Origin of the sequence: Paenibacillus sp., from assembly GCF_031177825.1 — a bacterium.
Lineage (GTDB): Bacteria > Bacillota > Bacilli > Paenibacillales > YIM-B00363 > Paenibacillus_AE.
On the sequence record NZ_JAPSKE010000014.1, the window covers coordinates 56,710 to 81,647 of the forward strand.

General features: G+C 62.4%; 26 protein-coding genes. 8 read left to right on the forward strand and 18 right to left on the reverse strand.

Annotated elements, in window-relative coordinates:
* Positions 1-4: 4 nt before the first annotated feature.
* The 15 genes from RIN49_RS16820 to RIN49_RS16890 form a co-directional block, all read right to left on the reverse strand.
* Positions 5-1,138 carry a betaine/proline/choline family ABC transporter ATP-binding protein gene (locus tag RIN49_RS16820; RefSeq protein ID WP_309121317.1) on the reverse strand — a complete coding sequence of 378 codons (1,134 nt, stop codon included), beginning with the start codon at positions 1,136-1,138 and terminating at the stop codon, positions 5-7.
* Between the two features lie 27 nt (positions 1,139-1,165).
* Positions 1,166-2,014 carry a tyrosine-type recombinase/integrase gene (locus tag RIN49_RS16825; RefSeq protein WP_309121318.1) on the reverse strand — a complete coding sequence of 283 codons (849 nt, stop codon included), beginning with the start codon at positions 2,012-2,014 and terminating at the stop codon, positions 1,166-1,168.
* A gap of 295 nt (positions 2,015-2,309) precedes the next feature.
* Positions 2,310-3,302, reverse strand: a complete 993-nt coding sequence (gene ftsY, locus RIN49_RS16830; RefSeq protein ID WP_309121319.1) for a signal recognition particle-docking protein FtsY — start codon at positions 3,300-3,302, stop codon at positions 2,310-2,312.
* A gap of 19 nt (positions 3,303-3,321) precedes the next feature.
* A complete protein-coding gene (gene smc / locus RIN49_RS16835) occupies positions 3,322-6,894 on the reverse strand; it encodes a chromosome segregation protein SMC (RefSeq protein WP_309121320.1) in 3,573 nt (1,190 codons plus the stop codon).
* Between the two features lie 65 nt (positions 6,895-6,959).
* Complete coding sequence (rnc, locus tag RIN49_RS16840) at positions 6,960-7,661, reverse strand: ribonuclease III (RefSeq protein ID WP_309121321.1); 702 nt, start codon at positions 7,659-7,661, stop codon at positions 6,960-6,962.
* 10 nt (positions 7,662-7,671) lie between these two features.
* On the reverse strand, positions 7,672-8,913 hold the full coding sequence (fabF, locus tag RIN49_RS16845) for a beta-ketoacyl-ACP synthase II (protein ID WP_309121322.1): 1,242 nt from the start codon (positions 8,911-8,913) through the stop codon (positions 7,672-7,674).
* Positions 8,914-9,068: 155 nt separating this feature from the next.
* Positions 9,069-9,302, reverse strand: coding sequence for an acyl carrier protein (gene acpP, locus RIN49_RS16850; protein WP_138196707.1), 234 nt, complete (start codon positions 9,300-9,302; stop codon positions 9,069-9,071).
* A gap of 64 nt (positions 9,303-9,366) precedes the next feature.
* Positions 9,367-10,107 (reverse strand): 3-oxoacyl-[acyl-carrier-protein] reductase, encoded by a 741-nt coding sequence (fabG, locus tag RIN49_RS16855; RefSeq protein WP_309121323.1) that lies wholly within the window; start codon positions 10,105-10,107, stop codon positions 9,367-9,369.
* Between the two features lie 31 nt (positions 10,108-10,138).
* Positions 10,139-11,080, reverse strand: coding sequence for an ACP S-malonyltransferase (gene fabD, locus RIN49_RS16860; RefSeq protein WP_309121324.1), 942 nt, complete (start codon positions 11,078-11,080; stop codon positions 10,139-10,141).
* 66 nt (positions 11,081-11,146) lie between these two features.
* Complete coding sequence (locus RIN49_RS16865; protein ID WP_309121399.1) at positions 11,147-12,136, reverse strand: beta-ketoacyl-ACP synthase III; 990 nt, start codon at positions 12,134-12,136, stop codon at positions 11,147-11,149.
* Between the two features lie 8 nt (positions 12,137-12,144).
* A complete protein-coding gene (plsX, locus tag RIN49_RS16870; RefSeq protein WP_309121325.1) occupies positions 12,145-13,146 on the reverse strand; it encodes a phosphate acyltransferase PlsX in 1,002 nt (333 codons plus the stop codon).
* Positions 13,130-13,738 carry a transcription factor FapR gene (fapR, locus tag RIN49_RS16875; RefSeq protein ID WP_309121326.1) on the reverse strand — a complete coding sequence of 203 codons (609 nt, stop codon included), beginning with the start codon at positions 13,736-13,738 and terminating at the stop codon, positions 13,130-13,132. The genes plsX and fapR overlap by 17 nt, the downstream gene beginning before the upstream one ends.
* 147 nt (positions 13,739-13,885) lie before the next feature.
* On the reverse strand, positions 13,886-14,062 hold the full coding sequence (gene rpmF, locus RIN49_RS16880) for a 50S ribosomal protein L32 (protein ID WP_138196712.1): 177 nt from the start codon (positions 14,060-14,062) through the stop codon (positions 13,886-13,888).
* Between the two features lie 47 nt (positions 14,063-14,109).
* Positions 14,110-14,610 carry a YceD family protein gene (locus tag RIN49_RS16885; RefSeq protein WP_309121327.1) on the reverse strand — a complete coding sequence of 167 codons (501 nt, stop codon included), beginning with the start codon at positions 14,608-14,610 and terminating at the stop codon, positions 14,110-14,112.
* A 61-nt stretch (positions 14,611-14,671) separates the two neighbouring features.
* Positions 14,672-15,877, reverse strand: a complete 1,206-nt coding sequence (locus tag RIN49_RS16890; RefSeq protein ID WP_309121328.1) for a copper amine oxidase N-terminal domain-containing protein — start codon at positions 15,875-15,877, stop codon at positions 14,672-14,674.
* Positions 15,878-16,037: 160 nt separating this feature from the next.
* Between RIN49_RS16890 and RIN49_RS16895 the strand changes: the two genes are divergently transcribed.
* From RIN49_RS16895 to RIN49_RS16910, 4 genes are all read left to right on the forward strand, one after another.
* Positions 16,038-17,705, forward strand: coding sequence for a PhoX family protein (locus RIN49_RS16895; RefSeq protein WP_309121329.1), 1,668 nt, complete (start codon positions 16,038-16,040; stop codon positions 17,703-17,705).
* A 123-nt stretch (positions 17,706-17,828) separates the two neighbouring features.
* Positions 17,829-18,023 (forward strand): twin-arginine translocase TatA/TatE family subunit, encoded by a 195-nt coding sequence (gene tatA, locus RIN49_RS16900; RefSeq protein WP_309121330.1) that lies wholly within the window; start codon positions 17,829-17,831, stop codon positions 18,021-18,023.
* 20 nt (positions 18,024-18,043) lie between these two features.
* Entirely contained in the window at positions 18,044-18,769 is a 726-nt protein-coding gene (gene tatC / locus RIN49_RS16905) for a twin-arginine translocase subunit TatC (protein WP_309121331.1), read from the forward strand.
* Positions 18,770-18,850: 81 nt separating this feature from the next.
* Complete coding sequence (locus RIN49_RS16910) at positions 18,851-20,122, forward strand: nucleotidyltransferase (RefSeq protein ID WP_309121332.1); 1,272 nt, start codon at positions 18,851-18,853, stop codon at positions 20,120-20,122.
* Here the strand turns inward: RIN49_RS16910 and RIN49_RS16915 are convergent.
* Positions 20,074-21,141 (reverse strand): YlbL family protein, encoded by a 1,068-nt coding sequence (locus tag RIN49_RS16915; RefSeq protein WP_309121333.1) that lies wholly within the window; start codon positions 21,139-21,141, stop codon positions 20,074-20,076. The two genes, RIN49_RS16910 and RIN49_RS16915, sit on opposite strands and share 49 nt — an antisense overlap.
* Positions 21,142-21,238: 97 nt before the next feature.
* Between RIN49_RS16915 and RIN49_RS16920 the strand changes: the two genes are divergently transcribed.
* Positions 21,239-22,519, forward strand: coding sequence for a nucleoside recognition domain-containing protein (locus RIN49_RS16920; protein ID WP_309121334.1), 1,281 nt, complete (start codon positions 21,239-21,241; stop codon positions 22,517-22,519).
* Positions 22,520-22,542: 23 nt separating this feature from the next.
* Here RIN49_RS16920 and coaD read toward each other — a convergent pair whose 3' ends face one another.
* Complete coding sequence (gene coaD / locus RIN49_RS16925; RefSeq protein WP_309121335.1) at positions 22,543-23,055, reverse strand: pantetheine-phosphate adenylyltransferase; 513 nt, start codon at positions 23,053-23,055, stop codon at positions 22,543-22,545.
* Entirely contained in the window at positions 23,052-23,618 is a 567-nt protein-coding gene (gene rsmD, locus RIN49_RS16930) for a 16S rRNA (guanine(966)-N(2))-methyltransferase RsmD (RefSeq protein ID WP_309121336.1), read from the reverse strand. The genes coaD and rsmD overlap by 4 nt, the downstream gene beginning before the upstream one ends.
* A gap of 423 nt (positions 23,619-24,041) precedes the next feature.
* Between rsmD and RIN49_RS16935 the strand changes: the two genes are divergently transcribed.
* The 3 genes from RIN49_RS16935 to RIN49_RS16940 all read left to right on the forward strand — a co-directional run bounded on the left by RIN49_RS16935 (position 24,042) and on the right by RIN49_RS16940 (position 24,919).
* Positions 24,042-24,188, forward strand: coding sequence for a sporulation histidine kinase inhibitor Sda (locus RIN49_RS16935; RefSeq protein ID WP_309121337.1), 147 nt, complete (start codon positions 24,042-24,044; stop codon positions 24,186-24,188).
* A gap of 192 nt (positions 24,189-24,380) precedes the next feature.
* Positions 24,381-24,794: a CBO0543 family protein gene (locus RIN49_RS28835; protein WP_375295263.1), complete on the forward strand. Its 414-nt coding sequence runs from the start codon at positions 24,381-24,383 to the stop codon at positions 24,792-24,794.
* Positions 24,791-24,919 carry a hypothetical protein gene (locus RIN49_RS16940; RefSeq protein ID WP_309121338.1) on the forward strand — a complete coding sequence of 43 codons (129 nt, stop codon included), beginning with the start codon at positions 24,791-24,793 and terminating at the stop codon, positions 24,917-24,919. The genes RIN49_RS28835 and RIN49_RS16940 overlap by 4 nt, the downstream gene beginning before the upstream one ends.
* The last annotated feature ends 19 nt before the right edge of the window (positions 24,920-24,938 follow it).

Here is a 24,938-nt window from a genome sequence, read left to right on the forward strand (position 1 = left end):
TTCATCACGCCCCCTCCGTCGGGTAGACGTCGGCCAGATGTTTGACGACGCTGCCTCTCGTCACCATGCCGAGGAACCGGCCCTCCCGATCCGCGACGGCGACGTATGGCGTCTGGTGCTCGGTCATGATTCGCAACGCTTCGGACAACGGCGTCCCCGTCGGCAGGACGTGAGGGAACGGTCTCGCCAGCTCCGCGAGCGTCTTCGTTTCGTCTCGGTAATGCTCCAGCACGCTGTACACCGATACGGTGCCGCGAAGCTTCTTCCATTGATCGACGACGAGCAGCGAGTCGACCCGTTTGTTTTGCATGATTTTGACCGCTTCGGCCAACCCCTTGGTGGGCTGGGCCGTTACCGGCTGCGTCGTCATGACGTCGTCTACCGTCGGCACGTCGGCGAATTCCTGCCCGATCAGCCGCTTCTTCCCGACGAAGCTGGAGACGAACTCGTTGGCCGGATGCCTTAGAATCGCTTCCGGGCTGCCTTGCTGCATGACGCGGCCGTCTTTCATGAGCACGATATGGTCCGCGATTTTGATCGCTTCGTCCATGTCGTGCGTGACGAAGACGATCGTCTTTTTCAAGTCCTGCTGCAGCCGTACGAGTTCATCCTGCAGCTGTTCTCGGCTGATCGGGTCGAGCGCGCTGAACGGCTCATCCATCAAGATGATGTCCGGCTCCGCGGCGAGCGCCCGAATGACGCCGATCCGCTGCTGCTGCCCGCCGCTAAGCTCCGACGGGTACCGGTTCCGGTACGTATCCGGATCCAACCCGACGAGCTCGAGCAGCTCGTCGACGCGCCGTTCGGTCTTCTTCGCGTCCCACTTCAGCAGCTTCGGCACGACCGCCACGTTCGCCGCGATCGTCATATGCGGAAACAAGCCGATGCTCTGAATGACGTACCCGATGCTGCGGCGCAGCGTCACCGAATCGATCGTGGATATATCCTTGCCGGCGACCGAAATTTTCCCGCTCGTCGGCCGGATCAACCGGTTGATCAGCTTCATCGTCGTCGTTTTCCCGCAGCCGCTCGGCCCGATCAAAACGTTGAGGTCTCCCTCGCGGAAATGGAGCTCGATATCCTGAAGCGCCCGGAACCCGTCGTCGTACACCTTATTGACTTGCTCTAGCTTAATCATTGCGCGTTACGTCACTTCCTCTCTTGTCTATACATCTTCGAAATAACGAACGGTCGTCTGCGGCGACTTGTGTCCGGCCCAATCTCGAATCCGTTCGACGCTAGCCCCTTCCCGGGCGAGGCGTCTGCAGTACGTATGTCGCAGCTCGCTGCAGCGTACGGGAAAACCCGCCTTCGCCGATAACGACTCGACGGCGAACTGCACCGCTCTCGGCTGCATGAACCCCGAACGTTCCGTAACGAACAAGTAGTCGCTTTCCTTATGCTTCGAACGAATCGCCTCCGACCGATGCCGGCGCCAACGAAGAAGCGGCACGAGCGCGCGGTCGTCCAGCGGCACGCCTCGGAGGAACGAGCCTGATTCGTCGGTGACGACGAGCCGCGAGCCTTGAAGACTGTCCAGCCGAAGGTACGAAACCTCCTTCACGCGAAGACCGGCGAAGAGCATCGCGGCGAGCAGCGCTTCGTTCCGAACGCCGTTCTCGACGGTCAAGGCGTTGGAGGCTGCGGCGAGCAACGCGCGTTCCTGCGCTTCGGACAGCCATTGAATCGGAAGCGGCGCGTTCGCGGCGAGCCGAAGTCCCTCCGCGGCGGTCGAATCCGCGGCGCCTTCGCCGCCGGCCCATTGGAAGAACGTGCGCGCGATCGACATCCGTTTGTTGATCGTCGCCGGCTTCATGCCGCCGGCCTGCAAGTCGTTTCGATAGCGGAGCAGGTCGTCCGTCGTCGCCTCGGCCAAGCCGCCCGGTCGTTCGCCCAGCTTCGTTAGGAGCGCTTCCAGCTCGGCGACGTACAGCTTTATCGTGCTTTCCTCCTTTTTCTCGTTCCGTAAGTAAAGCGCGAACGCTTCGAGGAGCATCCGGTTTACCCGTTCCACGATGAGTCACCTACTTTCCGTACGTCATTCACAGATCTTAATTCTGCGATGAATAATTAATTCTATGATGAATATTATATGGGCTTCTTTACCATCGCTCAACCCGGCCCAGACGCCTCCTTTCTGCTCTATCCAGCCTCAGCCGGGCTCACGTCCAGATACATAAGCGATTCTTATAAATCCGCCCCGATCCTCCCGGATGCTGTAACGCCGGTTTTCTAGCCAAAAAAAGAAAAAGACCCGTCGCCGCTTGGCAACAGGTCTTTCCTCGGTCGTTTCTTATGAAATTGCGTTGTTATTCCGTTTCCTCCGCTGCCCCTCCGAGCCCTAGGAACAGCGCGTTCACAAACTGCTCGGAATCGAAAGGCTGCAGGTCGTCGATCTTCTCGCCGAGCCCGACCATCTTGACCGGAAGCTCCATCTCCTGGCGAATCGCGATAACGATGCCGCCCTTGGCCGTGCCGTCCAGCTTCGTTAACACGAGGCCGGTGACGCCGGTTTTCTCGCCGAACAGCTTCGCCTGCTGCAGCGCGTTCTGCCCCGTCGTCGCGTCGAGCACCAACAGCACCTCGTGAGGCGCTTCGGGCACTTCGCGGCGGATGACGCGGAAAATTTTGTTCAGCTCTTCCATCAAGTTCACTTTGTTTTGCAGTCGGCCCGCCGTATCGCAGATCAGTACGTCCACGTTCCGCTGCTTCGCGGCATGGACCGCGTCGAAGATGACGGCCGCCGGGTCGGAGCCTTGTCCTTGCCGGATCACGTCCACGCCGGCGCGCTGCCCCCATACTTCCAGCTGTTCGATCGCCGCCGCGCGGAACGTATCGCCGGCCGCGAGCAGAACGGACTTGCCCTCTTGCTTCAATCGATGGGCGAGCTTGCCGATCGTCGTCGTCTTGCCTACGCCGTTCACGCCGACGACCAAGTAGATCGTCAGCCCTTCCGGCGCCGTCTTGAGCCGCTCCGTCTCTTCTCCGCCGGAGAGAAGCTCGACGAGCTTCTCGGTCAGAATCGGACGCAGCTCCTTCGGATCCTCGATCTTCCGCTTGCGCACTTCGACGCGCAGCTCGTCGATCAGCTTCATGACGGTGTTGATGCCTACATCGGCGCCGATCAAGATTTCCTCGAGCTCTTCGTAGAACGGCTCGTCGATCTTTTTCCGACGGGTGAACAGGTCCTCGACCTTGCCGACGAACGCGTCGCGCGTCTTGGACAAGCCTTCCTTAAACTTATTCGTGACCTCTTCCGCCTTGGAAGAGATGCTTTCTCTCAGCCTTTTAAAAAAGCTCATGCTTTTCGTTACACGCTCCTTACGCTGTCATCGGCTGTTCTTCTTGATCGAGGCGCACCGACACGAGCTTCGATACGCCGCCTTCCTCCATCGTGACGCCGTACAAGACGTCCGCTTCTTCCATCGTCCCCTTGCGGTGCGTCACGACGATGAATTGCGTGTGCATCGAAAATTCGCGCAAATATTGGGCGAATCGCGCGACGTTCGCTTCGTCCAACGCCGCTTCGACTTCGTCGAGCACGCAGAACGGCACCGGCTTGATCCGGAGTATCGCGAACAGCAGCGCGATCGCCGTCAGCGCCCGCTCGCCTCCCGAGAGGAGCTGCAGGTTTTGCAGCTTCTTGCCCGGCGGCTGGGCGACGATGTCGATGCCCGTCTCGAGCAGGTTATGCGGCTCCGACAAGACGAGATCGGCTCGTCCGCCGCCGAACAGCCTGGAGAAGACGTCGGTGAACTGCTCCCGAATCAACTCGAACGATTGCAGGAAGCGCTTCGACATCTCCTCTTCGATCTCGCGAATGACGCCGTACAGCGTCGTCTTCGCTTCGATGAGGTCGTTCCGCTGCCCCGCCAAAAATTCGTAGCGCTCGGACACCCTCGCATATTCCTCGATCGCGCCGAGATTGACTTCGCCCAGCGCGGAGATCGCCCGCTTCAAATCGCGAACCTCGATCTGCACGGCCGGCACGTCCTCCGGCACGTCGTAGCGCTCCTTGGCGAGCTCGTAGCTCAACTCGTAATCCTCCGCGAGCTTGCGGAGCAAGTTGTCGAGCTCCACGTCCAAGCGATTGACGCGAATGTCGGTTTGCCTCGTCTGCTCTTCGACCGAACGCAACCGGTTCCGCTCCTCCCGCGTCGCGTTCTCCTCGCGTTCGAGCGCGGCGGTCTTCTCCGCGCGTTCCGCGCGGGCGAAGTCGAGCTTCTCGGCGCAAGCGTCCTTCAAGATGCGCAGGTGGTTCGCCTGCTCCGTCCTTGCGTTCGAATCGCGCTCGTAGCCGGCGAGCTCTTCCAGCAGCCTCGCCTCCGCTTGCAGCGCCGTCGTCCGCTCTTCTTCGAGCGCGTCGGTTTCGGTTTGGAGCCGGGTCAGCTGCGCGGTCACGGCCATCTTGTCCTGCGCGGCCGCCGCCGCCTTCACCTTCCATTCCGTCAGCTGCTGCTGCGTCTCCTCCTTCGCCGATTGAGCCGCCTTGCGGCGAAGCTCCGCTTCGCGAATCGCCTCCGTGAGCGCCTTCTCTTCCTCGGCGAGCCGTTCGATTCGCGAACCGAGCTCCGCTCGTCGGTCCGCTTCGGTGGACGTCTCTTCGGCGAGGGTCGCCGCATCGGCTTCAAGGATGTCCAGCTGCTGCTTCGCCGCGCGAAGCTCGGAGTCCATGCGGCTCAGCTCCGATCTCGCCTCGGTTTCTTCCCCGCGCTTGCGCTCGCCCGCGTCGCGGCAACCCTCGAGCTGCTTCTGCAGCGCGGCCGCTTCGGCGCGAACCGCGTCCACCGATTCGCGCAGCTTGCCGATTTGCCGCTCGGCCGCCTCGATCTCCTTCGTCAGCTCGTCGATCTGACGCGTTCGGCCGAGCAGCGACACGTTCTTCTTCTGCAGGCTTCCTCCGGTCATGGAGCCGCCCGCGTTCACGACGTCGCCTTCGAGCGTAACGACGCGGTACCGGTATTGCAGCTTCGCCGCGATCCGGTTCGCGTGCTCGAGCGTGTCGGCGATGACGACGTTGCCGAGCAAGCTGTGCACGATGCCCGAATACGCCGCGTCGAACGAGACGAGCTCCGCGGCGACGCCGACGAAGCCTTCGGCGCTCGACGCCGAGCGGCGTTCGCTTTCCGGAATCGAACGCGGCTTAATGACCTCGAGCGGCAGGAACGTCGCCCGTCCGAGCTGGCGGGACTTCAAATATTGAATCGCTTCCCGCGCCCGCGCTTCGTTCTCGACGACGATGTGCTGCAGCGCGGCGCCCAGCGACGTCTCGACCGCGAGCTCGTAAGCGCCCGGCACGCGGATGATTTCCGCGACGGCGCCGCGAATGCCTTGCAGGGAGCTCTTCTGCTTCGCCTTCAGTACCTCACGGACGCCGAGCGCGAAGCCGTCGTAATCGTCCTGAAGATCCTGAATCGTCTGCTTCCGCGAGACGAGCGCGTCGACCTTCTGCTCCCACTTCCGAACCGTCGCCTGCACTTCTTCCAACAGCCCTTGCTTTTCGTGAATCAGCTGGCTGAGCTCCATGTATCGATTGCGCTCGCCTTCGATTTGCGCCTTGAGGGACTCGAGACGGGACAGCCAATCTTCCCGGCACGCTTCCAGTTCCCTCAGCCGCGCGTTCGCTTTCTCGCGGTCTTCGGCGAGTCTGGCGGCACGTCGGCCGGATTGCTCCGATTGCGCCTCTACGTATTTCAATTCGTTGCGGGCCGACGCCAGCTCGTTCAGCTTGTCGAGCAGCTCCGCCTTCAGACGCTCTTCGGTCTCGCCGAGGGCGCCGCCCGTCTCCGCGAGCAGGCGGTCTTCCTCGAGGCGAATGTTGCGGTTAAGCTCGTCCAACTCCCGCGTGATCGCGTCGCGCTGCGTTCGGAGCTGCTCGTTCTCCGCGGCGCGCTCTTCCAGCTTTCTCGCGAGCGACTTCGCCGCGTCCCGCTGCGTCTCGACGTTTTCTTCCGCGTGCTTGCGCCGTTCCTTCAAAATTTCGCCGGCGCTGATCGTCTTCTCCAACTCTTCGCTCGTATGTAACAGCTCGGATTGCAGCCCTTCGAGCGTCTCGTCCAGTTTGCGCAGCGCAAGACGCCGATCTTCCAGCTCCGCATCGTGGGCGGAGACGACCGAGGCGAGCTTCAGCTCCTCGTCTTTCAATCGTTTCAACGTTTCCGTCGCTTCCGTCCACGACCGGTGCAGCTCGCCGATGCTATGCACGTACAGCGAAACCTCTTTCGACTTCAGCAGCTCCTTCAACCGCTTGAACTCGACGGCTTTCTCGGACTGCTTCTTCAGCGGCTCCAGCTGATCCTCGAGCTCGGAGGTCAGATCGCGGATCCGCACGAGATTCGCTTCCGTCTCCTCGAGTCGCTTCGAAGCTTCTCTCTTCCTGGATTTATATTTGACGATCCCGGACGCTTCCTCGAAGATGCCGCGGCGGTCTTCGGACCGCGTGCTTAAGATCTCTTCGATGCGGCCTTGTCCGATGATCGAATAAGCTTCCTTCCCGATGCCCGTATCCATGAACAGCTCGGTGATGTCCTTCAAGCGGCATGGTTGTTTATTGATGAAATATTCGCTCTCGCCGTTGCGGTGCAGCCTGCGGGTGACCGTCACTTCGCTGAAGTCGAGGGACAGCGCGTTGTCGCCGTTATCGAGCGTCAGCGACACTTCGCTGAAGTTCACCGCTTTGCGCGCGTCGCTCCCGGCGAAGATGATGTCCTGCATATTGCCGCCGCGGAGGCTCTTCGCGCTCTGCTCGCCGAGCACCCAGCGTATGGAATCGGATATGTTGCTCTTGCCGCTGCCGTTCGGACCGACGACCGCCGTAATGCCGGATACGAATTCCAGCTCCGTCCGATCGGCGAACGACTTAAAGCCGGCCAGCTCTAGTCTCTTAAGAAACAAGTGAAATCACCCCAGCCTATTGTAGCACAACAACGGCGCCTTCCGCCTAAAAAAGAAGCCCGCCGCTATCGGCGAGGCTCGCGGCCCGCCGCGGCGATCCGTTGCAGCGCTTCGGCCGCGGCTTCTTGCTCCGCCTCTTTCTTCGTGCGACCCGAACCGGCGCCGTACGATTCTCCTTGAATGCGGGCTTCGATGATAAATTCCCGTTCGTTGGCGGGCCCGCGCTCTTCGCGAACGACGTATTCGACGGCGCCGAGCGCGAGCTGCTGCACCTTCTCGTGCAGCCTCGACTTCGCGTCGATGACGCCGCGCTCGACGTACGCTTCGATCTCGGGGAACATATGCGCCGTCAGAAACTTTATGACGGCGTCCCACCCGGCGTCGAGATACAGAGCGCCGACGAACGCTTCGAACACGTCCGCCAGCAGCGAGGGACGCTCCCGGCCGCCGGACAAGTCCTCCCCGCGCCCGAGCAGCAAATATTCGCCGAGCGACAACGTCTTCGCCAGCTTGCTAAGCGCCTGTTCGCGGACGATCGCCGCGCGAACGAAGGTGAGCTTTCCTTCCGGCCAGGAGGGGTATAAGCGGTATAGATGCTGGGATACCGCCAGCTGCAGCACGGCGTCGCCCAGAAACTCAATCCGCTCGTTATGCGTAGCGTCCTTATGCTCGTTAACGTAGGAAGAATGGGTAAACGCTTCGCGTAATAGCGAAGCGTCCCGGAATTGGATATTCAATTGCGCTTGAAGTCGTTCGAATCGGTCCATCGGTTATCGCCTATGCCTCTTCGTATTTCCGCAGGATGATCGTCGCGTTATGTCCGCCGAAGCCGAAGGAGTTGGATAACGCCACGCGGACGTTCGCTTCTCTCGGCGCGTTCGGCACGTAATCGAGATCGCACTGCGGATCTTGGTTGTCGAGATTGATCGTCGGCGGCAGCTTGCCGCGCGTCAGCGCCAGCGCGCAGATGACCGCTTCGACGCCGCCGGCCGCGCCGAGCAGATGGCCGGTCATCGACTTCGTGGACGAGACGGCCAGCTTGTAGGCGTGGTCGCCGAACGCCGACTTGATCGCCGTCGTCTCGGAGATGTCGCCGACCGGCGTCGACGTGCCGTGCGCGTTAATGTAATCGACGTCCTCCGGCGCGATCCCCGCGTCCGAGAGCGCCTTCTTCATGCAGCGCGCCGCGCCGTTCGGATCGGGATCGGTCATGTGGTGCGCGTCGCCGCTCATGCCGTAGCCGATCACTTCGCCGTAGATGCGAGCGCCGCGCTTCTTCGCGTGCTCGAGCGTCTCGAGCACGAGCACGCCGGCGCCCTCGCCCATGACGAATCCGTCGCGATCGACGTCGTACGGGCGGCTCGCCCGCTCCGGCTCTTCGTTGCGGGTCGACATCGCCCGCATGGAGCAGAAGCCCGCGAGTCCCGTCGGACGAATCGTCGCTTCCGCGCCGCCGCACAGCATCACGTCCGCTTCGCCGTTCTGCAGCAAGCGGAACGAATCGCCGATCGTATGCGTGCCCGTCGCGCAGGCGGTGACCGTCGTCGAGTTCGGCCCCTTCGCCCCGGTCAGAATCGACACTTGACCGGAAGCCATATTCGCGATCATCATCGGGATGAAGAACGGGGAGACGCGCTTAGGTCCCTTCTCGAGCAGCGTGCGGTATTGATCTTCGAACGTGCCGAGGCCGCCGATGCCGGAGCCGATGTATACGCCGACGCGTTCCGGATCCGTGTCGTCCCGAATCGACAGGTTGGCGTCCTTCAGCGCGAGTCCGGCCGCCGCCACCGCGAACTGCACGTATCGATCCATGCGGCGCGCTTCCTTGCGGTCCATGTACGTCTCCGGATCCCAGTTCTTGATCTCGGCCGCGATCCGTGTCGGATATTCGCTGACGTCGAACGCTTCGATCGGCGTTACGCCCGACTTGCCTTCCATCAAGTTGTTCCATAACGTATCTAAATCCTGGCCCAGCGACGTAATGGCGCTCATGCCGGTGATTACGACTCTTTGTTTCATGACGACCCACCTCAACGTTTCCGATTGTGTTGTGGAAAACCTTACCTAATAAATCCGCGTGTCATGCTATGTCATAACGCAAGTCGATGCGTTCGGTAGATGTGGAGAAGTCCCGCTCCTTGGGAGAGACGGGACTTGCGTTGGTGTCCACTTGATTACGTATGAGCTTGTATGTAATTCACTACTTCGCCTACGGTAGTGATCTTCTCCGCATCTTCATCGGAGATTTCCATATCGAACTCATCTTCCAACTCCATTACCAATTCGACGACGTCAAGCGAGTCGGCGCCCAAGTCCTCCTTGAAAGAAGCTTCAAGCGTCACTTCAGCCTCATCTACGCCAAGGCGGTCGACGATAATTTTCTTCACGCGATCCAATACGTCGGACATCCGGTTCACCTCCTCATTTGGTATTATACGAGACGGACAAGCAAAAAGCCATATCCTGCAAGTCTTACATATACATGCCGCCGTCGACGTGAAGCGTCTGGCCCGTCATGTAAGACGACTCGTCGGATGCGAGGAACCGAACGACCTTCGCGATCTGCTCGGGCTGACCCAAAGCGGCGAGCGGAATTTGCTTCAGCATCGCTTCTTTCAGCTCGGGGGTCAGCTTGTCGGTCATATCGGTTTCGATGAAGCCCGGAGCGACGCAATTCGCGGTAATGCCCCGGGACGCGAGCTCGCGCGCGACCGACTTCGTGAGCCCGATGACTCCCGCCTTCGCCGCCACGTAGTTCGCTTGTCCCGGATTGCCGAGCGCGCCGACGACGGACGAGATGTTCACGATGCGCCCGCTCCGCTGCTTCATCATCGGCCGGGTCACGGCCTTGATGCAGTTAAATACGCCCTTCAGGTTCGTGTCGATGACTTCGTCGAACTCTTCTTCCTTCATCCGCATCAGCAGATTGTCGCGCGTGATGCCGGCGTTGTTGACGAGAATGTCGATCTTCCCGAATCGTTCGATCGCGGAGGCGACCATCGCGTCCACCTCCGACGCGGACGCCACGTTGCACTTGACCGCCGCAGCCGACCGTCCCAGCGCCTCGATCGCGCCGACGACCTCGAGCGCGGCCGCTTCGTTGCCCGCGTAATTGACGACGACGTCCGCTCCGTTCTTCGCGAGCTCGATCGCGATCGCCCGGCCGATGCCGCGCGACGCGCCGGTGACGAGCGCCACTTTGCCTTCCAGCATGCCGATTCCTCCTCCCGCGCAGGCGCGGCGGTTACAACAGCGCGGGAACGGCGGAGACCGCCGCTTCCGCGCTGTTCACCGTCACGATGCGCGCGTCTTTATTGATTTTCTTAATCAATCCGCTTAATACCGCCCCCGGGCCGAATTCCACGAACGTATCGACGCCGAGCGCAATCAGGCGCAGCACGCTGTCTTCCCACAGCACCGGAGCGCACACCTGCTTCACGAGCAATCCCCGGATGTCCTCCGGGTCGACGACGACGTCGGCCGTCACGTTCGCGACGAGCGGCGTCGACGGCGCGGCGAACGCGACTTCGCCGAGCAGTGCGTCCAGCCGCTCGGCCGCGGGCGCCATGAGCGAGGAATGGAACGGTCCGCTCACTTCGAGCGGAATGACGCGCTTCGCGCCGGCTTCCTTCCCCCGCGCCGCGACCGCTTCGACGCCCGCCCGCGAGCCCGACACGACGATCTGCCCCGGACAGTTCACGTTCGCGAGCTCCACGCGGCCCGCTTCGCCGGAGACGGCGTCGCACAGCGCCTGCAGCGCCTGGCGTTCCGCGCCGAGCACGGCCGCCATCGCGCCTTGCCCGCCGGGCACCGCCTCTTCCATGAAGCGGCCCCGCAGGTGCACGAGCCGCGCCGCTTCGGCCGCCGGAAGCGCCCCCGCCGCCGCAAGGGCGGTCCATTCGCCGAGGCTGTGCCCGGCGACGTAATCCGGCGTCAGCTTCGCGCCGCCCGCTTCCCGGAACGCCTCGAGGTACGCGAGGCTCGTCGTGAGCAGCGCCGGCTGCGTGTTGGCCGTGCTCTTCAGCCGCTCCTCCGGCCCGTCGAAGACGATGCCGGATAACGCGTACCCGACCGCCTCGTCGGCGGCCTCGTACAACCGCTTTACCGCGGGGATATGTAGTGCGTCCTTCCCCATGCCGACCGCTTGCGCGCCTTGGCCGGGGAAGACGAATGCGATCTTGCCCATCGTTCGTTCGCCCTCCCGATATTCATCCTTCCGTTCTCTTCGCGAACCCTGCGCGCGAGGCGCGTCTTACCAAGTCAAGACGGCGCCGCCCCACGTAAGGCCCCCGCCGAAGCCGACGAGCACGACCGTATCGCCCTTGGATACGCGACCGGCCTCGACCGCCTCGGACAGGGCGATCGGAATCGTCGCCGCGGAGATGTTGCCGTAGCGGTCGACGTTGATCATGACTTCGTTTTCGGTCAGCTCGAGCTTGTCCATGGCCGCCTGAATGATGCGGATGTTCGCTTGGTGCGGGACGAGCAGCTTGATGTCTTCCTTCGACTTGCCGGCTTTGGCGAGCACGCTTTCCGTCAAGTTTTCCATGATCCGCACCGCGAACTTGAACACTTCCCGGCCGTTCTGCCAGATGTAATGCGTCACGCCTTCCGGCAGACACTCTTTGTTCGGATAACGCGATCCGCCGACGCAGCCCCCGCGAAGAAGCGGACCGCCCGCGCCGTCGGCGCCGAGCTCGAACGCTTCGAAGCCGCGGCCTTCCTCGGTCGCGCCAAGGACGACCGCGCCCGCGCCGTCGCCGAACAGAATGCACGTATTGCGGTCGGTGTAATCCGTCACGCGCGACAGCACTTCGGCGCCGACGACCAACACGTAATCGTACATCCCGGAGGCGACGAAGTTCGCGCCGTTGGCGAGGCCGTACACGAAGCCGGAGCACGCCGCGGCGAGATCGAACGCCGCCGCCTTCTTCGCGCCGAGCTTATCCTGCAGAATGCACGCGGTCGACGGGCACATGACGTCCGGCGTCATCGTCGCCACGACGATCAAGCCGAGTTGATCCGCCGTAATGCCGGCATTGGAAAGCGCCATCCGGGCCGCTTCGTAGGCCAGATCCGACGTCGCCTGATGGTCGGCTGCGATCCGGCGCTCCTTAATGCCCGTCCGCGTCACGATCCACTCGTCGTTCGTCTCCACCATCGCTTCCAGCTGCGCGTTCGTCAGCACCTTCTCCGGTACGTAGTGTCCCGTCCCGAGAATGCCGACCGGTCTCCCCATCATCATGCCGCTCATACCCCTTTCCCCAATTCGGAGCGGATCGTACCTACGACGTCGGATCGAATCGCGGATACGGTCTGCCTCACTGCGTTCTTGATCGCCCGCGCGTCGCTCGAGCCGTGGCTCTTCATGACGATGCCGGTCAGCCCGAGCATCGGCGCCGCGCCGACCTCTTTATAATCCATCTTGTTCTTGAATTTGCTCAGCCCCGGCTTCAAAATCGCCGCCGCGAGCTTGCTGATCGCATTGCGGGTGAATTCTTGCTTCAGCGCGCCGAACAGCGCGGAGGCGGTCCCTTCGAGCGACTTGAGCATGACGTTGCCGACGAAGCCGTCGCAGACGAGCACGTCGCACACGCCGTTCAACACGTCGCGCGCTTCGACGTTGCCGACGAATCGAATCGGCGCCGCTTCCAGCAACGGATACGCCGCCTTCGTCACCTCGTTGCCCTTCCCCGGCTCCGTCCCGACGTTCAGCAGCCCGACGCGCGGCGAGGCGATGCCGTGCGCCTTGGCGCGGTACACGCTGCCCATGACCGCATATTGCGCCAGCTGCTCCGCCGTCGCGTCCATATTGGCGCCGAGATCGAGCGCCAGCACGCCGACGCCGTCCATCGTCGGAATCATCGGCGCCAGCGCCGGACGCTCGATGCCCTTCAGCCGACCGACGACGAGCAAGCCCGCCGTCATTAAGGCGCCCGTGTTGCCCGCGGAGATGACGGCGTCCGCCTCTCCGTCCTTCACCATCGCGGCGGCGACGACGAGCGACGCGTCCTTCTTGCGGCGCACCGCCCGCACCGGCTCCTCGTCGGTCGCGATGACCTCCGACGCATGGCGCACGGAGAGGTTCGAGAGCGCCGACCCTCCGTTCGCCGCGATCAGCTCGCGGACGCGCGCCTCGTCGCCTACGAGCGTGATCATCGCTTCCGTATATTCTTTCGCCGCTTCCACGGCGCCCGCTACGATTCCTTCCGGGGCGTTGTCTCCCCCGAACGCGTCAATGGCGATTCGCATCGACCGAATCTCCTCTCATGGCATCGGCCGACTTGCCCGACCGATAAATTACGAAATGTCCTTGAAACACTAGATCTTCTCCGACGTACGTGAAAATTTCGACCTTCGCCTTCCCTTTGTCCCCCGGCGCCGACTTGACGTAGCCCTTGGCCACGCATCGCTCGCCGAGCCGAACCGACCGCAAATAGCGGATGTCCGCCGACGCCGTCAGCGCGACCTCGTCGTTGATCAAAGCGACCGCCAGCGAATTCGCCTGCGCGAAAATATGATGTCCGCGCGCGATGCCCGTGCGGGAAAACACGTGCTCCTCGCCGATTTCCATGATCGAGATGCCCGATTTGTCCAACTGCAGGTCGATGACGTCTCCGATCACTTCGTCCATCGGCAGCGACCGCACGATGCTCTGCGAGACGGCGGCCATCTGCTTTATTCTTTCCCGAACCTCGGGAATGCCGAGCTCCATCCGGTCGAGACGAATCGTCTGGATGCTGACGCCGAAGTCCCCCGCCAGCTCCTCGTCGGTGACGAACGGATTCGATCGCAAGGTTTCCGCCAGACGCTCCTGGCGCTTCGGTTTCGGTAATCGCTCCATGACGGACACCCCCGGGTGCGCAACGTTAATCTTCTATGACGTTAATGATTAGTACCTAGTCTTAATACTAGTATATAGTACTTACCCAAAATCATGCAACAAAAAAAGCACCTCGATCGAATCGAGATGCTTCTTTTATTCGGATGATCAGCCTTGCTTCACGATGTCGCGAGATTTATACGTCCCGCAAACTCCGCATACGTGATGGGCTAATTTCAATTCGCCGCAGTGATCGCACTTAACCATGCCCGGAACTTCCAATTTGAAGTGAGTCCGGCGCTTGTTCTTGCGCATCTTCGACGTTTTTGCAAATGGTACTGCCATGTTCCCACCTCCTTGCGAGAGTGCTCGTGAAACAACACCGTAGTTTGTTAAGATTTGAAAAAATCTTTGAGACCGGCGAGCCGCGGATCGATCTTCTCCTGCACGCAATCGCAGGACTCGACGTTCCGGTCCTTGCCGCAGACGGGACACAGCCCCTTGCACGATTCCCCGCACACCGCCGCCATCGGCAGCTGTACGACGAACGCGTCGCGAAGGTACGGCGTCAAGTCGACGATCTCCTCGTGGACGAGATGAACATCCTCGTCGCGCTCGGCGATTCCGCGCTGCAACGTGAACAACTCCGTTACCGGAACCTCCGTCTTCTCCGAAACCGCCCGCAGACACTTCGAGCAAACCAGCTCCAAGTCGGCCGAGAGCGTTCCGTTCACGATCGCCGTTCCGGAATCGGAACGCGCGGTCAATCTTGCTTCCAACGGCCCGGCGACTCGAACGTCGTTCCGTCCGGTTACATCCTCTTCGAGGGGCAGCCGGCCGTTCAATTCGATCGGAGCGCCGCGGAGCGCAAGCTCGCGCAAATTCAGGTTCACGAAGCATCACCTCAAACACACAAAGTTTATTATATCCAGTGCATCAACGGTTTGTCAACAACTATTGCGGAATGGACAATGCCTCGACTTCGCCCTGGATCGTGGCATAGAGCTTCCATTGCCCGTTCGTGAGCCGGAGCGTATGGATCGATCGCGTCCGCACGTCGGCCAGCTTCGGTCCGGCGGACTTCCGCGTCGCCTGCACCGTATGGACGTACATTTCGTCGCCGGCGCGTTCCAGCACCCGGACGTCCTCCAGCTCGTGCGACAGCTCGTACGTATCGAACATCCAGGCGAGCGTCTTCTCGGTCGCGCTTCGCATTGGCGAATCGACGTGAACGAGTCGAAGAGCGGCGGTGAGATCTTCTCGATTTAATGCTTCCATATATGATGCGATTGTATTCCGGGCGATCGTCTCGTCGTTCGAATCGATGTCCGCGCCCGTGTCCGCGCCGAACGGCTGGAGCCACTCCTGCCCTAGCGTCGCGGCGTCGTAAATCGCCCACGCCCCGCTCGCGTCCTGTCGCATCGACACCTTCAGATCGACGCGGTTGTCGACGTAATAGGCGCCTGCGGTTCGCCGATTCGATTCGGTGACGAGCACCGTCGCTTGACCGCCGTGCAGCTCCTCGACGACGAGCGACTCGACCGTCGTCTCGACGTCGCGGCGCGCGAACGCGTCGGCCACGGATTTGTACAGCGTCGTCCGCAGCGGCGACTGCGCGTGCAGCGCGCGCTGCACGGCCGAAGCGTCTTCCCGGTTCGCCGCCGCGACGTACGCCTCGTACGCGGCTCGCACCGCCGCTTCCCGATCCGCGATCGGCGGTCCGGTGACGATCGTGATCAGCCGCTCCGCGCCGCTCCAGGCGACGTCGGCGCCGGCGTTCTCGCTGACGAAGCGCAGCGGCACGAACGTGCGTCCGCCCACGATCGCCGGCGGTTCGAGCATCGTCTTGGCATCGCCGTTCACGATGCCCTCCGCGTTCCCGACCCGCAGCGTGATCGCGACGCCGCCGCCTTGTCCGGTGACCGTCTTCGTCGCCGGATCCCAGCCGACCTCGAGTCCCAGCCTTTCGAACAGCGCGCGGAACGGTACGAACGTCGTTCCGTTCTTAATGAACGGCTCGGCGTCCGAGACGAGCGTCTCGCCGTCGAACCGGATTTCGATCGGCGGATTCGCGGCGACCGCGGCTCCGTTCGGCGCAAGCGTCGCCGCCAGCAAACCGCCGACGAGCGCGAGCGCCGTCCACTTCCCTTTGTTCATCATCCTCTTCCCTTTCGACCGACATTGTCCCATTGTAACAAATCGAGGCAGCGAGTACTAGATTAACAAATTCTTCATCTCCGCTTTAAACTCTATTTACATTTCCCTCCTATGCTTGTCTATGACTAGCGAATACACAATTATTTCGGGAGGCTATCCGCAAATGAACAAAGCCATGAATCGCCGCACGTTCCTCCAATACCTCGGCACCGGCGCCGCCGCGCTCGCCGCAGCAAGCGCAGGTCTCGGCACGCTCGACGGCAAGGCGAACGCCGCGACGGCGGCGGACCACATGTTCGGCTTCAAGACGAATAAGGTGTCCGGTTATTTCGAACCGATCGGTCCCTCCACGAATGACGAGCTGGTGCTTCCCAAGGGCTTTAAGTACGACGTCGTGGCGGCCTACGGCGACGTGATCAACCCCAAAGGCGACACCTTCGGCTATAATAACGATTTTACGGTGTACTTCCCGATCGACGGCTCCAACGAACGCGGCCTGCTGTGGGTCAATCACGAATATACGAGCGAACTTTGGGTGACCGGCGAAAAGAAGGACGGCAAATTCACCCCGGCGCAAATCGAGAAGCTGCTGTACAACCAAGGCGGGTCGGTCATCGAAGTGTACCGAGATAAGGACGGCGTCTGGAAGATGGACGCGAAGTCGACCCTCGCCCGCCGCGTGACGGGCTTGACGAAGGGCATTCGGCTGTCCGGACCCGCGGCCGGCTCCAAGACGGTAGGCGGCGCGACGACGGTGCAAGGCACGTTCGCGAATTGCTCCGGCGGCATGACGCTCTGGGACACCCTTCTCACCTGCGAGGAAAACTTCGAAACGACGGCCGGCGACGCGGGTCTGAACGTGACGCATTACGGCTGGGTCGTAGAAGTCGACCCGTTCGACGCGTCGGCCCCGATCGTCAAGCATACGGCGCTCGGCCGCTTCAATCACGAAAATACGGCGATGGGTCTTTCCAAAGACGGCCGCGTGGTCGTGTACATGGGCGACGATAAGAAAGACGCGGGCGTGTACAAATTTGTTTCCAAAGGCAAGTACAATCCGGCCGCAGGCAAATCGAACGCCAAGCTGCTCGAAGACGGCACGCTGTACGTCGCGAACATGAAGAGCGGCAAGTGGGTGGCCGTTACGATCGAAGCCCTCAAGGCCGTAATGGAAAAGGAAGGCTGGAAGCCGAGCAAAGGGACGGCGGAGGAATGGAAAAACAAATACCAGACGCAAGCCGACGTCGTCGTGAACGCGCACGAAGTCGCCATGCTGCTCGGCGGCACGCCGACCGACCGTCCCGAGGACATCGAAATTTCGCCGTTCGACAACACCTTCTTCGTCTGCCATACGAACAACGACTCGCACGGCAACATTCATGGGCATATTACGAGATATATGGAGAAGGACGGCGATCTCGGCGCGATGGAGTTCGACTTCGAAATTTTCGCGGCGGGCGGAAGGCAGAGCGGATTTTCCGCGCCGGACAACATTACGTTCGATTCGAACGGGGACCTCTGGACGGTCACGGACATGTCGAGCGGCTCCATGAACAAGGGCGTCTTCACGGCGTTCGGCAACAACGGCGTGTTCGTCATTCCGAGCAGCGGTCCCGCTAAGGGCGAGGCGCTGCAATTCGCCTCGGCGCCGAAGGACGCCGAGCTGACGGGCCCTTGGTTTACCCCCGACGAGCGGACGCTGTTTCTCGCCGTGCAGCATCCGGGCGAAAATACGGAAGACGCGGCGAAGCCGACGTCGATGTGGCCGCACCGCAAGGGAGACGATCAACCGCGTCCCGCCGTCGTCGCGATTTCCGGATTCAAGTTCTAATACACTTTGTCCTTTAGGTTTGATATAATGGAATCACTTTGTTGAACCAATGAACGCGCGACGCGAAGACGGGGCTTCCCCGTCTTTCGCGCGCGCGATTTTCACACGGGGAGCTGTTTAATTATGTCGTTCAGCAGCATCGGGATCCCGGGCTTGATTTTGATTTTGATCATCGCCCTGATCGTCTTCGGTCCGTCCAAGCTGCCGGAGCTGGGCCGCGCCTTCGGCCGGACGCTCAGCGAGTTCAAGTCGTCCACGCGCGAGCTCGTCTCGCACGACGATAAGGACGAAGACAAGTCGTCCGCGAACAAGAATTAAATTCGTCTCCAGGAGTTAACATGACCGAACTAGACATGCATCTTACGGAACATCTCGCGGAGCTGCGCAAGCGCCTTATCGTCACGCTGTGCACCTTCTTGGTCGCTCTCTGCGGCGCTTTCGTCTACGTGGAACGCATCTACCTCTGGCTGACCCGGGACTTGGACGGCAAGCTCCAAGTGCTCAGTCCGTCGGATCCGCTGTGGGTTTACTTCATGATCGCCGGGGTATTCGCCATCGCGGTGACGATCCCGGTCGCCGGCTTTCAGGTATGGCGGTTCGTGTCGCCGGGCCTTCGGCCTACGGAGCGCCGCACGTCGCTGGCGTACATCCCGGCGCTCGCCGTCTTGTTCCTGATCGGCCTCGCCTTCGGCTACTTCGTCATCTACCCGATGGTGCTTTCGTTCCTCGGCGGCCTGTCCGGCAACTTCGTGACGTCGTATACCGCGGACAAGTATTTCCGTTTCATGATCAATATGACGGTGCCGTTCGGCGTATTGTTCGAGATGCCGGTCATCGTCATGTTTCTGACATCGCTCGGCATCTTGAATCCGGTGCGGCTCGCGAAGATGCGCCGGATCGCGTACTTGGTGCTCACGGTCGTCGCGGTCACCATCACGCCGCCCGACCTCGTGTCCGACATCCTCGTCATCATCCCGCTGTTCCTGCTGTACGAAATCAGCGTCGGCTTATCCCGCTTCGTCTATCGGAAGCGGCTGGCCCGGCTGGAAGCCGTCGCCGATTGAAGCGAGCGGCTCGCGTGTCGCCCCTTCTCCGCTCGCGCGGCGGAGGGGCGTATTTTTGCTTAGGAGGAGGCCGGCCCGCATATGAGCCGCGTCGTAGGCGTCATCGTCGAATACAATCCGCTGCACAACGGACATGCCTACCATCTGGCGGCGTCCAAGGAAGCCGCCGGAGCTAGCGCGGTCGTCGCCGTCATGAGCGGCCACTGGCTGCAGCGCGGCGAACCGGCGCTGATGAACAAGTGGGCGCGCGCCGAGGCCGCGCTTCACGCCGGCGTCGACCTCGTGCTCGAGCTGCCGGTCGCCTACAGCGCGCAGCCCGCCGAATGGTTCGCGTACGGCGCCGTCTCTTGCCTCGCGCGGACCGGCGTCGTCGACGCGTTCTGCTTCGGCAGCGAGAGCGGCGACGTCGACGCCCTCCGCTCGCTTGCGGAGCGGCTCGCGGCCGAGCCCGAGTCGTTCGCGGGCCTGCTGCAAGCCGAGCTTAAGCGCGGCGCCCCCTACCCTGCCGCCTACGCCGCGGCGGCCGCCGCGCTGACGGGCTCGCCGGACGCCGCGCGGGCGCTGGCCGAGCCGAACAACTCGCTCGGCTTCCACTATCTGCTCGCGCGGGAGCGGCTCGGCGCCGATATCGAGCCGCTGACGATCCGGCGCGTGAAAGCCGGCTACCACGACGCGGGCTTCGAGGACGCGTCCATCGCGAGCGCTACGGCGATTCGGAAGCGCTTGCTGGACGCCGGCGGCGATCGGGCGTCGGCGCTGGCCGCGATCGAGCCGTACGCGCCGGCGGCGACGCTGCGAATCCTATCGCGCGAATGGGACGCGGGACGCGCGCCGATGCATTGGGAGCGGTATCGGACGCCGCTGTTCCATCGGCTCCTGACGATGCCCGAGGAGCGGCTCGCGGCCGTCCGCGAAGTCGTCGAAGGACTCGAGGGCCGCATCAAAAAGACGCTTCCGACTCTAAGGCCGGAAGCGTCCGTGGAGGCGCTGCTCGATGCGCTGAAGACGAAGCGGTATACGCGAACGAAGCTGCAGCGCATGCTCGCCGCCGTCTACCTCGAGCACGCGAAGGACGCGACGTCCGGCGCGGCGCTGCGGGGCGGCGCGCCGTACTTGCGCGTCCTCGGCTTCACCGAAGCGGGCCGGACGCTGCTCGCGCGGATGAAGCGCGAAGCCGCGGCGCCGATCGTCACGAACGTCGGCGCCGCGGCGCCGCATCCGCTGCTCGCGCTCGACGCGGCGGCGACGGCGGCGTACGCGCTCGGCTACGCGTCGTCGGGGCCGGACGAGTGGTTCGCCGACTACTACAAGCCGCCGATTCGCGTCGACTTCTCGGGCAGCGACGCCAAATAGTCGAGCGCCTCCTTCAGGGAGGCCACCGTCACGACGTCCATGTCGGTGCCGATCGACGCCGCCTTCGCCAGCGCCGCCTCGGCGTTGCCCGGCGGCACGAAGAATACCTCGGCGCCGCTCCGATGGGCGCCGACCACCTTATGGACGACGCCGCCGATCGTGCCTACGCTCCCGTCCGGGGCAATTTCCCCCGTCCCCGCGACCCTGTACCCGCGCGTCAAGTCGCCCTCCGTGAATCGATCGTACATCTCCAGCGCGAACATCAGTCCCGCCGACGGCCCGCCGATCGATCCCGCCCGAATGTCGACCCGGTACGCGGGATCTTCGCTTTCGATCGTTAGCAGCGCGCCGTACGTAATGCCCATGCCGGGCCTCGGCGGCTCCGAATTCGGCAGCGCCCGGAGCGTCAGACGCGCCGTCTGTTTCGCGCCTCCCCGGCGGAACGTCACTTCCGCTTCCTCTCCGACCGCCTTGCCCTCCATCGCCGCCCGGACGTCCTCGTCCCGCTCGACCGGCTTGCCGTCGATCGCGAGCAGCCGGTCGCCCGGTCGAAGCACGCCGTCGGCCGCGAAGCCGTCCAGCACCGAGAAGACGACGATATCCTGCGTGCGCGCCTCGTACGGAATGCCGAGCGACCGGTAGACGGCCTCCAACGCGTCGCTGTGCGACGAGCGCATCTGCAGCCGTTGCCGATGGACGTAATCGGTGCGGCTCGCCCCCCGCGTAATCGTCTCTTTCTCGTAAATTTCCGCATCCGGGTCATACGTCGCGGCGACGTATTTGAAGACGTTCGCGTACGTCCACCGCACCGTCGTCATGAGGAACGCGCCTTCCGACGGGACGGCGTCCCGATCGGCGGCAGCCTTCGTTTCGACCATCGGCCTTGTCTCCGCGGCCGGACCGGGTTCGTATACGATATAAGGAACCGGGATCAAAAACCATATCGCGATCGTACCCATCAAACCGGCGAATCCCGGCCAAGCGACGCTCAGCCAGGAATGCCAACGGCGTCTTCTCAATCGGACCGCCTCCTCTCCGCATGCGGGGCTTGGTCTTTTTTGCGCGATCGGCGCGTAAACTTGTACCAACTCTATGTATGGTCCGGGGGTCTTACGCATGAATCGAAACCAAGCCGCCGGCAGCCGCGCGCAAACCGGGCTGCTGGCGCTCGCAGCCGTCACGATGGTCTCCCTCATCGTCGCGTACCCCGGGCAAGCGTTCGACGCTTCGCTCTCCGGGCTGAAAGTGTGGTGGGATTTCGTCTTCCCGGCGCTGCTCCCCTTCTTTATCCTGTCCGAGCTGCTTCTCGGCTTCGGCGTCGTGCATGCGCTAGGCGCGATGATGGCTCCCGCGATGCGGCTGCTGTTCCGCTTGCCCGGGGCCGGCGGCTGGGCGGTCGCGATGAGCTTCGCCGCCGGCTTCCCGAGCGGCGCCAAAGCGGCCGCCGACTTGCGCAGGGACGGCGTCGTCAGCCGCGCGGAAGGCGACCGCCTGCTCGCTTTATCCCATCTGTGCAGCCCGATCTTTCTCACGAGCGTCGTCGCCGCCGGCTTTCTCGGCCGCCCCGAGCTCGGACTGCCGCTCGTCGCGATCCATCTGCTGTCGGCGCTCGTCGTCGGCGTGCTGATCGGGCGGACCCGCTTCGGCGGTTCGATCGCGCCGGCTCCGGCGCCGGCCCCGATCCCGAGCCTCGGCGTCGCCCCTCGAAGCGGTCCGCGGACGCTCGCCTCCGTCATGGCGGACGCCCATCGCAAAGACGGCCGCCCCCTCGGGCGGCTGCTCGGCGACGCGGTCGCTTCCGCCGTACAGTCGCTGCTCGTCCTCGGCGGCCTCATGATCGTCTTCTCCGTGCTGCTGCAGCTGTTGTCGCTCATCGGCGTCGGCGAAGCGCTCGAATGGCTGTGGAGAGCGCTGCTGCAGCGAGAAGCGCCGTCCGTGTTGGCCGGCGGCGCGCTCGCCGCCGCGTTCGAGGTGCATCTAGGCGCGTACGCGATCGCGCACGGCGGCCCGCCGAGCGCATGGACGGCCGCGCTGCTGAGCGCCGTGATCGGCTGGGGCGGACTGTCCGTCCACGCGCAGGTGAAGAGCCTGATCGGCGGCACCGATCTCCGGTACGCGCCGTTCCTGCTCGCCCGGCTCGCGCACGCGGCCGTCGCCTTCGCGCTCGCCTTCGCGCTCTGGAACCCGCTGCTGCGTTGGTTCGGCGTCGCGACGGAAGCGTTCGCCGTACGTCCGGGCGGCGCTACGCCGAGCGCGGAGCCGATCGTCGCCTTCGGCGGCGCCCTGCCGTATTACGCCGCTTCCGCCCAAGCGCTCGGCGTCTTCCTGCTCGCCGCCCTCGCCTTGTCGGCCGCGATCCGCCTGTTCCGACGGATCCGAAGCTCCGCGGTCCGGTAGCTCCTTCTCCGATGCGCTGCGATTCAGTCGTACTTCGCCCGCAGCGCCTTCTCGATGCTCGGCGGCACCAGATCGGCCACCGGGCCTCGGAACATGGCGATTTCCTTCACGATGCTCGAGCTGAGGAACGAATATTGCGGGCTCGTCATCATGAAGAACGTCTCCACGTCGGGATTTAGCATATGGTTCGCCGACGCGAGCTGCAGCTCGTTTTCAAAATCGGTCACGGCCCGCAATCCGCGCACGACGACGTGCGCGTTTTTGTGCGTCATGTAATTGACGAGCAAATCCCGAAAACCGTCTACCTCCACGTTCGGCAGATCGGCCGTCACCTCTCGAAGCAGCTCCATCCGCTCGTCAAGCGAAAACAACGGCTTCTTCGACGTGTTGTTCAGCACCGCGACGATCAGCCGATCGAACTGCTTCGCCGCCCTGCGAATAATATCCAAATGCCCGTTGGTTACCGGGTCGAAGCTCCCGGGGTATACCGCTACCTTCAAGGGCGCTTGTCCTACTCCTGCCGACGCATCGCTCATGACTCCATCTCCTTCTGATAGCTGTAGATGCTAACCGCCGTATCGCCGTAATCGGCGCGACGCCGCAGCGCGAAACCGCCGAACGCTTCGGGGTACGCATGGGACGCCTCATGCTCCGCCACCGCCGTCGCCCCGTCGCGCAGCATGCCGTGCTCTTCCATATATAATAAGTAATCCGGCACGTCTTTCATGCGGTACGGCGGATCCAAAAACACTAAGTCGAACGTCCGCCCCCGCTTCGCGAGCGCCTTGAGCGCCAACATCGCCTCGTTGCGATAAATTTCCGCCGCCCCTTCCACCTTCGCCGCCTTCGCATTGTCCCGCACCGTCTCGACCGCCTTCCGGTCGCTGTCGACGAATACGGCCCGGTTCATGCCGCGGCTGAGCGCCTCGATGCCGAGTCCGCCCGAGCCGGCGAACAAGTCGAGCGCTTCGCCTCCATCGAAATACGGCCCGATCATGCTGAACAGCGCTTCCTTCACTTTATCCGTCGTCGGCCGCGTGCCGGTGCCCGGCACCGCCTTCAGCGGCCTCCCCTTCGCGCTTCCCGAGATGACTCTCACGCTTCGTACCCCCATCGCGCGTACTCGTTTTCTGAATGTGTCGAAAATATGGTAACACACCTTGCGGCCATTTGAAAAAAGTTCCGCGCCCGATGTATAAAACTTCCCGGACTGGCAATGCTAGAGCTAACGACATCTTGTATGTCGTAGACAACCGCGGAGAAGACTTACGTTTCCCCATAAGCTCTTCGTCCGGTTTCTCCTCTCCCATGAAAGGAGTCTGCGAAAGCAGGCTCCGGCGGAAAACTCGCGTATAGCCTCGTGCTATGCGCTTTTTTTGTCGTCATTCTTTCGAAAAGTTTACCGGGATTCCAAATGCGGATCGCCCTCCCATGGAAGGGGCTGGTTTTTTTGTCTCTCCGAGGAATGCCATAATAATCCTCGGGCAAGGGGAAGGGGCCGGTTGCTTGCAAAGGAGATATCATGCGAACCTTACCTGACGAAGCATTGATCGCGGCATACATTACAGCCGTTAGTCTTGAGCTGGAAGGGGATTTCATCGAGATGCTGCACCGAGAGATCGTTCGAAGAGGGCTTACAGATAAAGTGTACAACCTGAAGGATCATTGATTCGATGATAACGGCCGGGGAGTGATCCTCCCCGGTTTGCATTCCATTCTATTTCTATAGAGCATCGGTCCTCTCCCCTCGCCTCCCTTGGCTCTTTTGAGCCAAGGGTTCTTTTGGTGCGGCCTGCCTTTTTTTGGCGTTGTCCCTATGTAATCATCTCCCAACGGGAGCGCAAACTAATGCCGTACCTAGATCAGGTGCGGAAGGAGCGGGGGAGGTCGCGGCCTTGCCGCTGGATCGAATCGCACTCGTCGTCCCTACGGCTTACTTGCTTACCCCGTTCGGGAGTTTCCGCAAGCGACGTTCACGAGCTTCTCCTTCGAGGATTTCATCTACCCGGCGACTTGCGTCGCCTTCACGCTGCGCTATCCGGAGCGGCGCGGCGTCTGGGCGAAGCTCGGGTGGTACGTCTTCTTCCCGACTTGGATGACGGCGCTGGAGATCGGAATCGAACGGTATACGGATCTCGTCCGATCCATTCATTGGTCGTGGCACTGGACCTGGTTGACGCTCTTGATCACCTTCCATATGACGCGCATGTTGTATCTTTGGTTTGTCGAAAAAGGCGCGGGTCCCCCCGCCGCTAAAGGAGGAACTTCGTCGTGACGGATAAAGAACAAGAGTTGTCCGCGGAAGCGGCCGAGCCGGTCGAAACCGCGGAAGCGGCGCTCGAGGAAGTCGTCGAAGAAGAGCCCGGCGAACTTCACATCGAATGGGCGGGTTTTATCTAGATCGGTAGAAGAAGCCGCT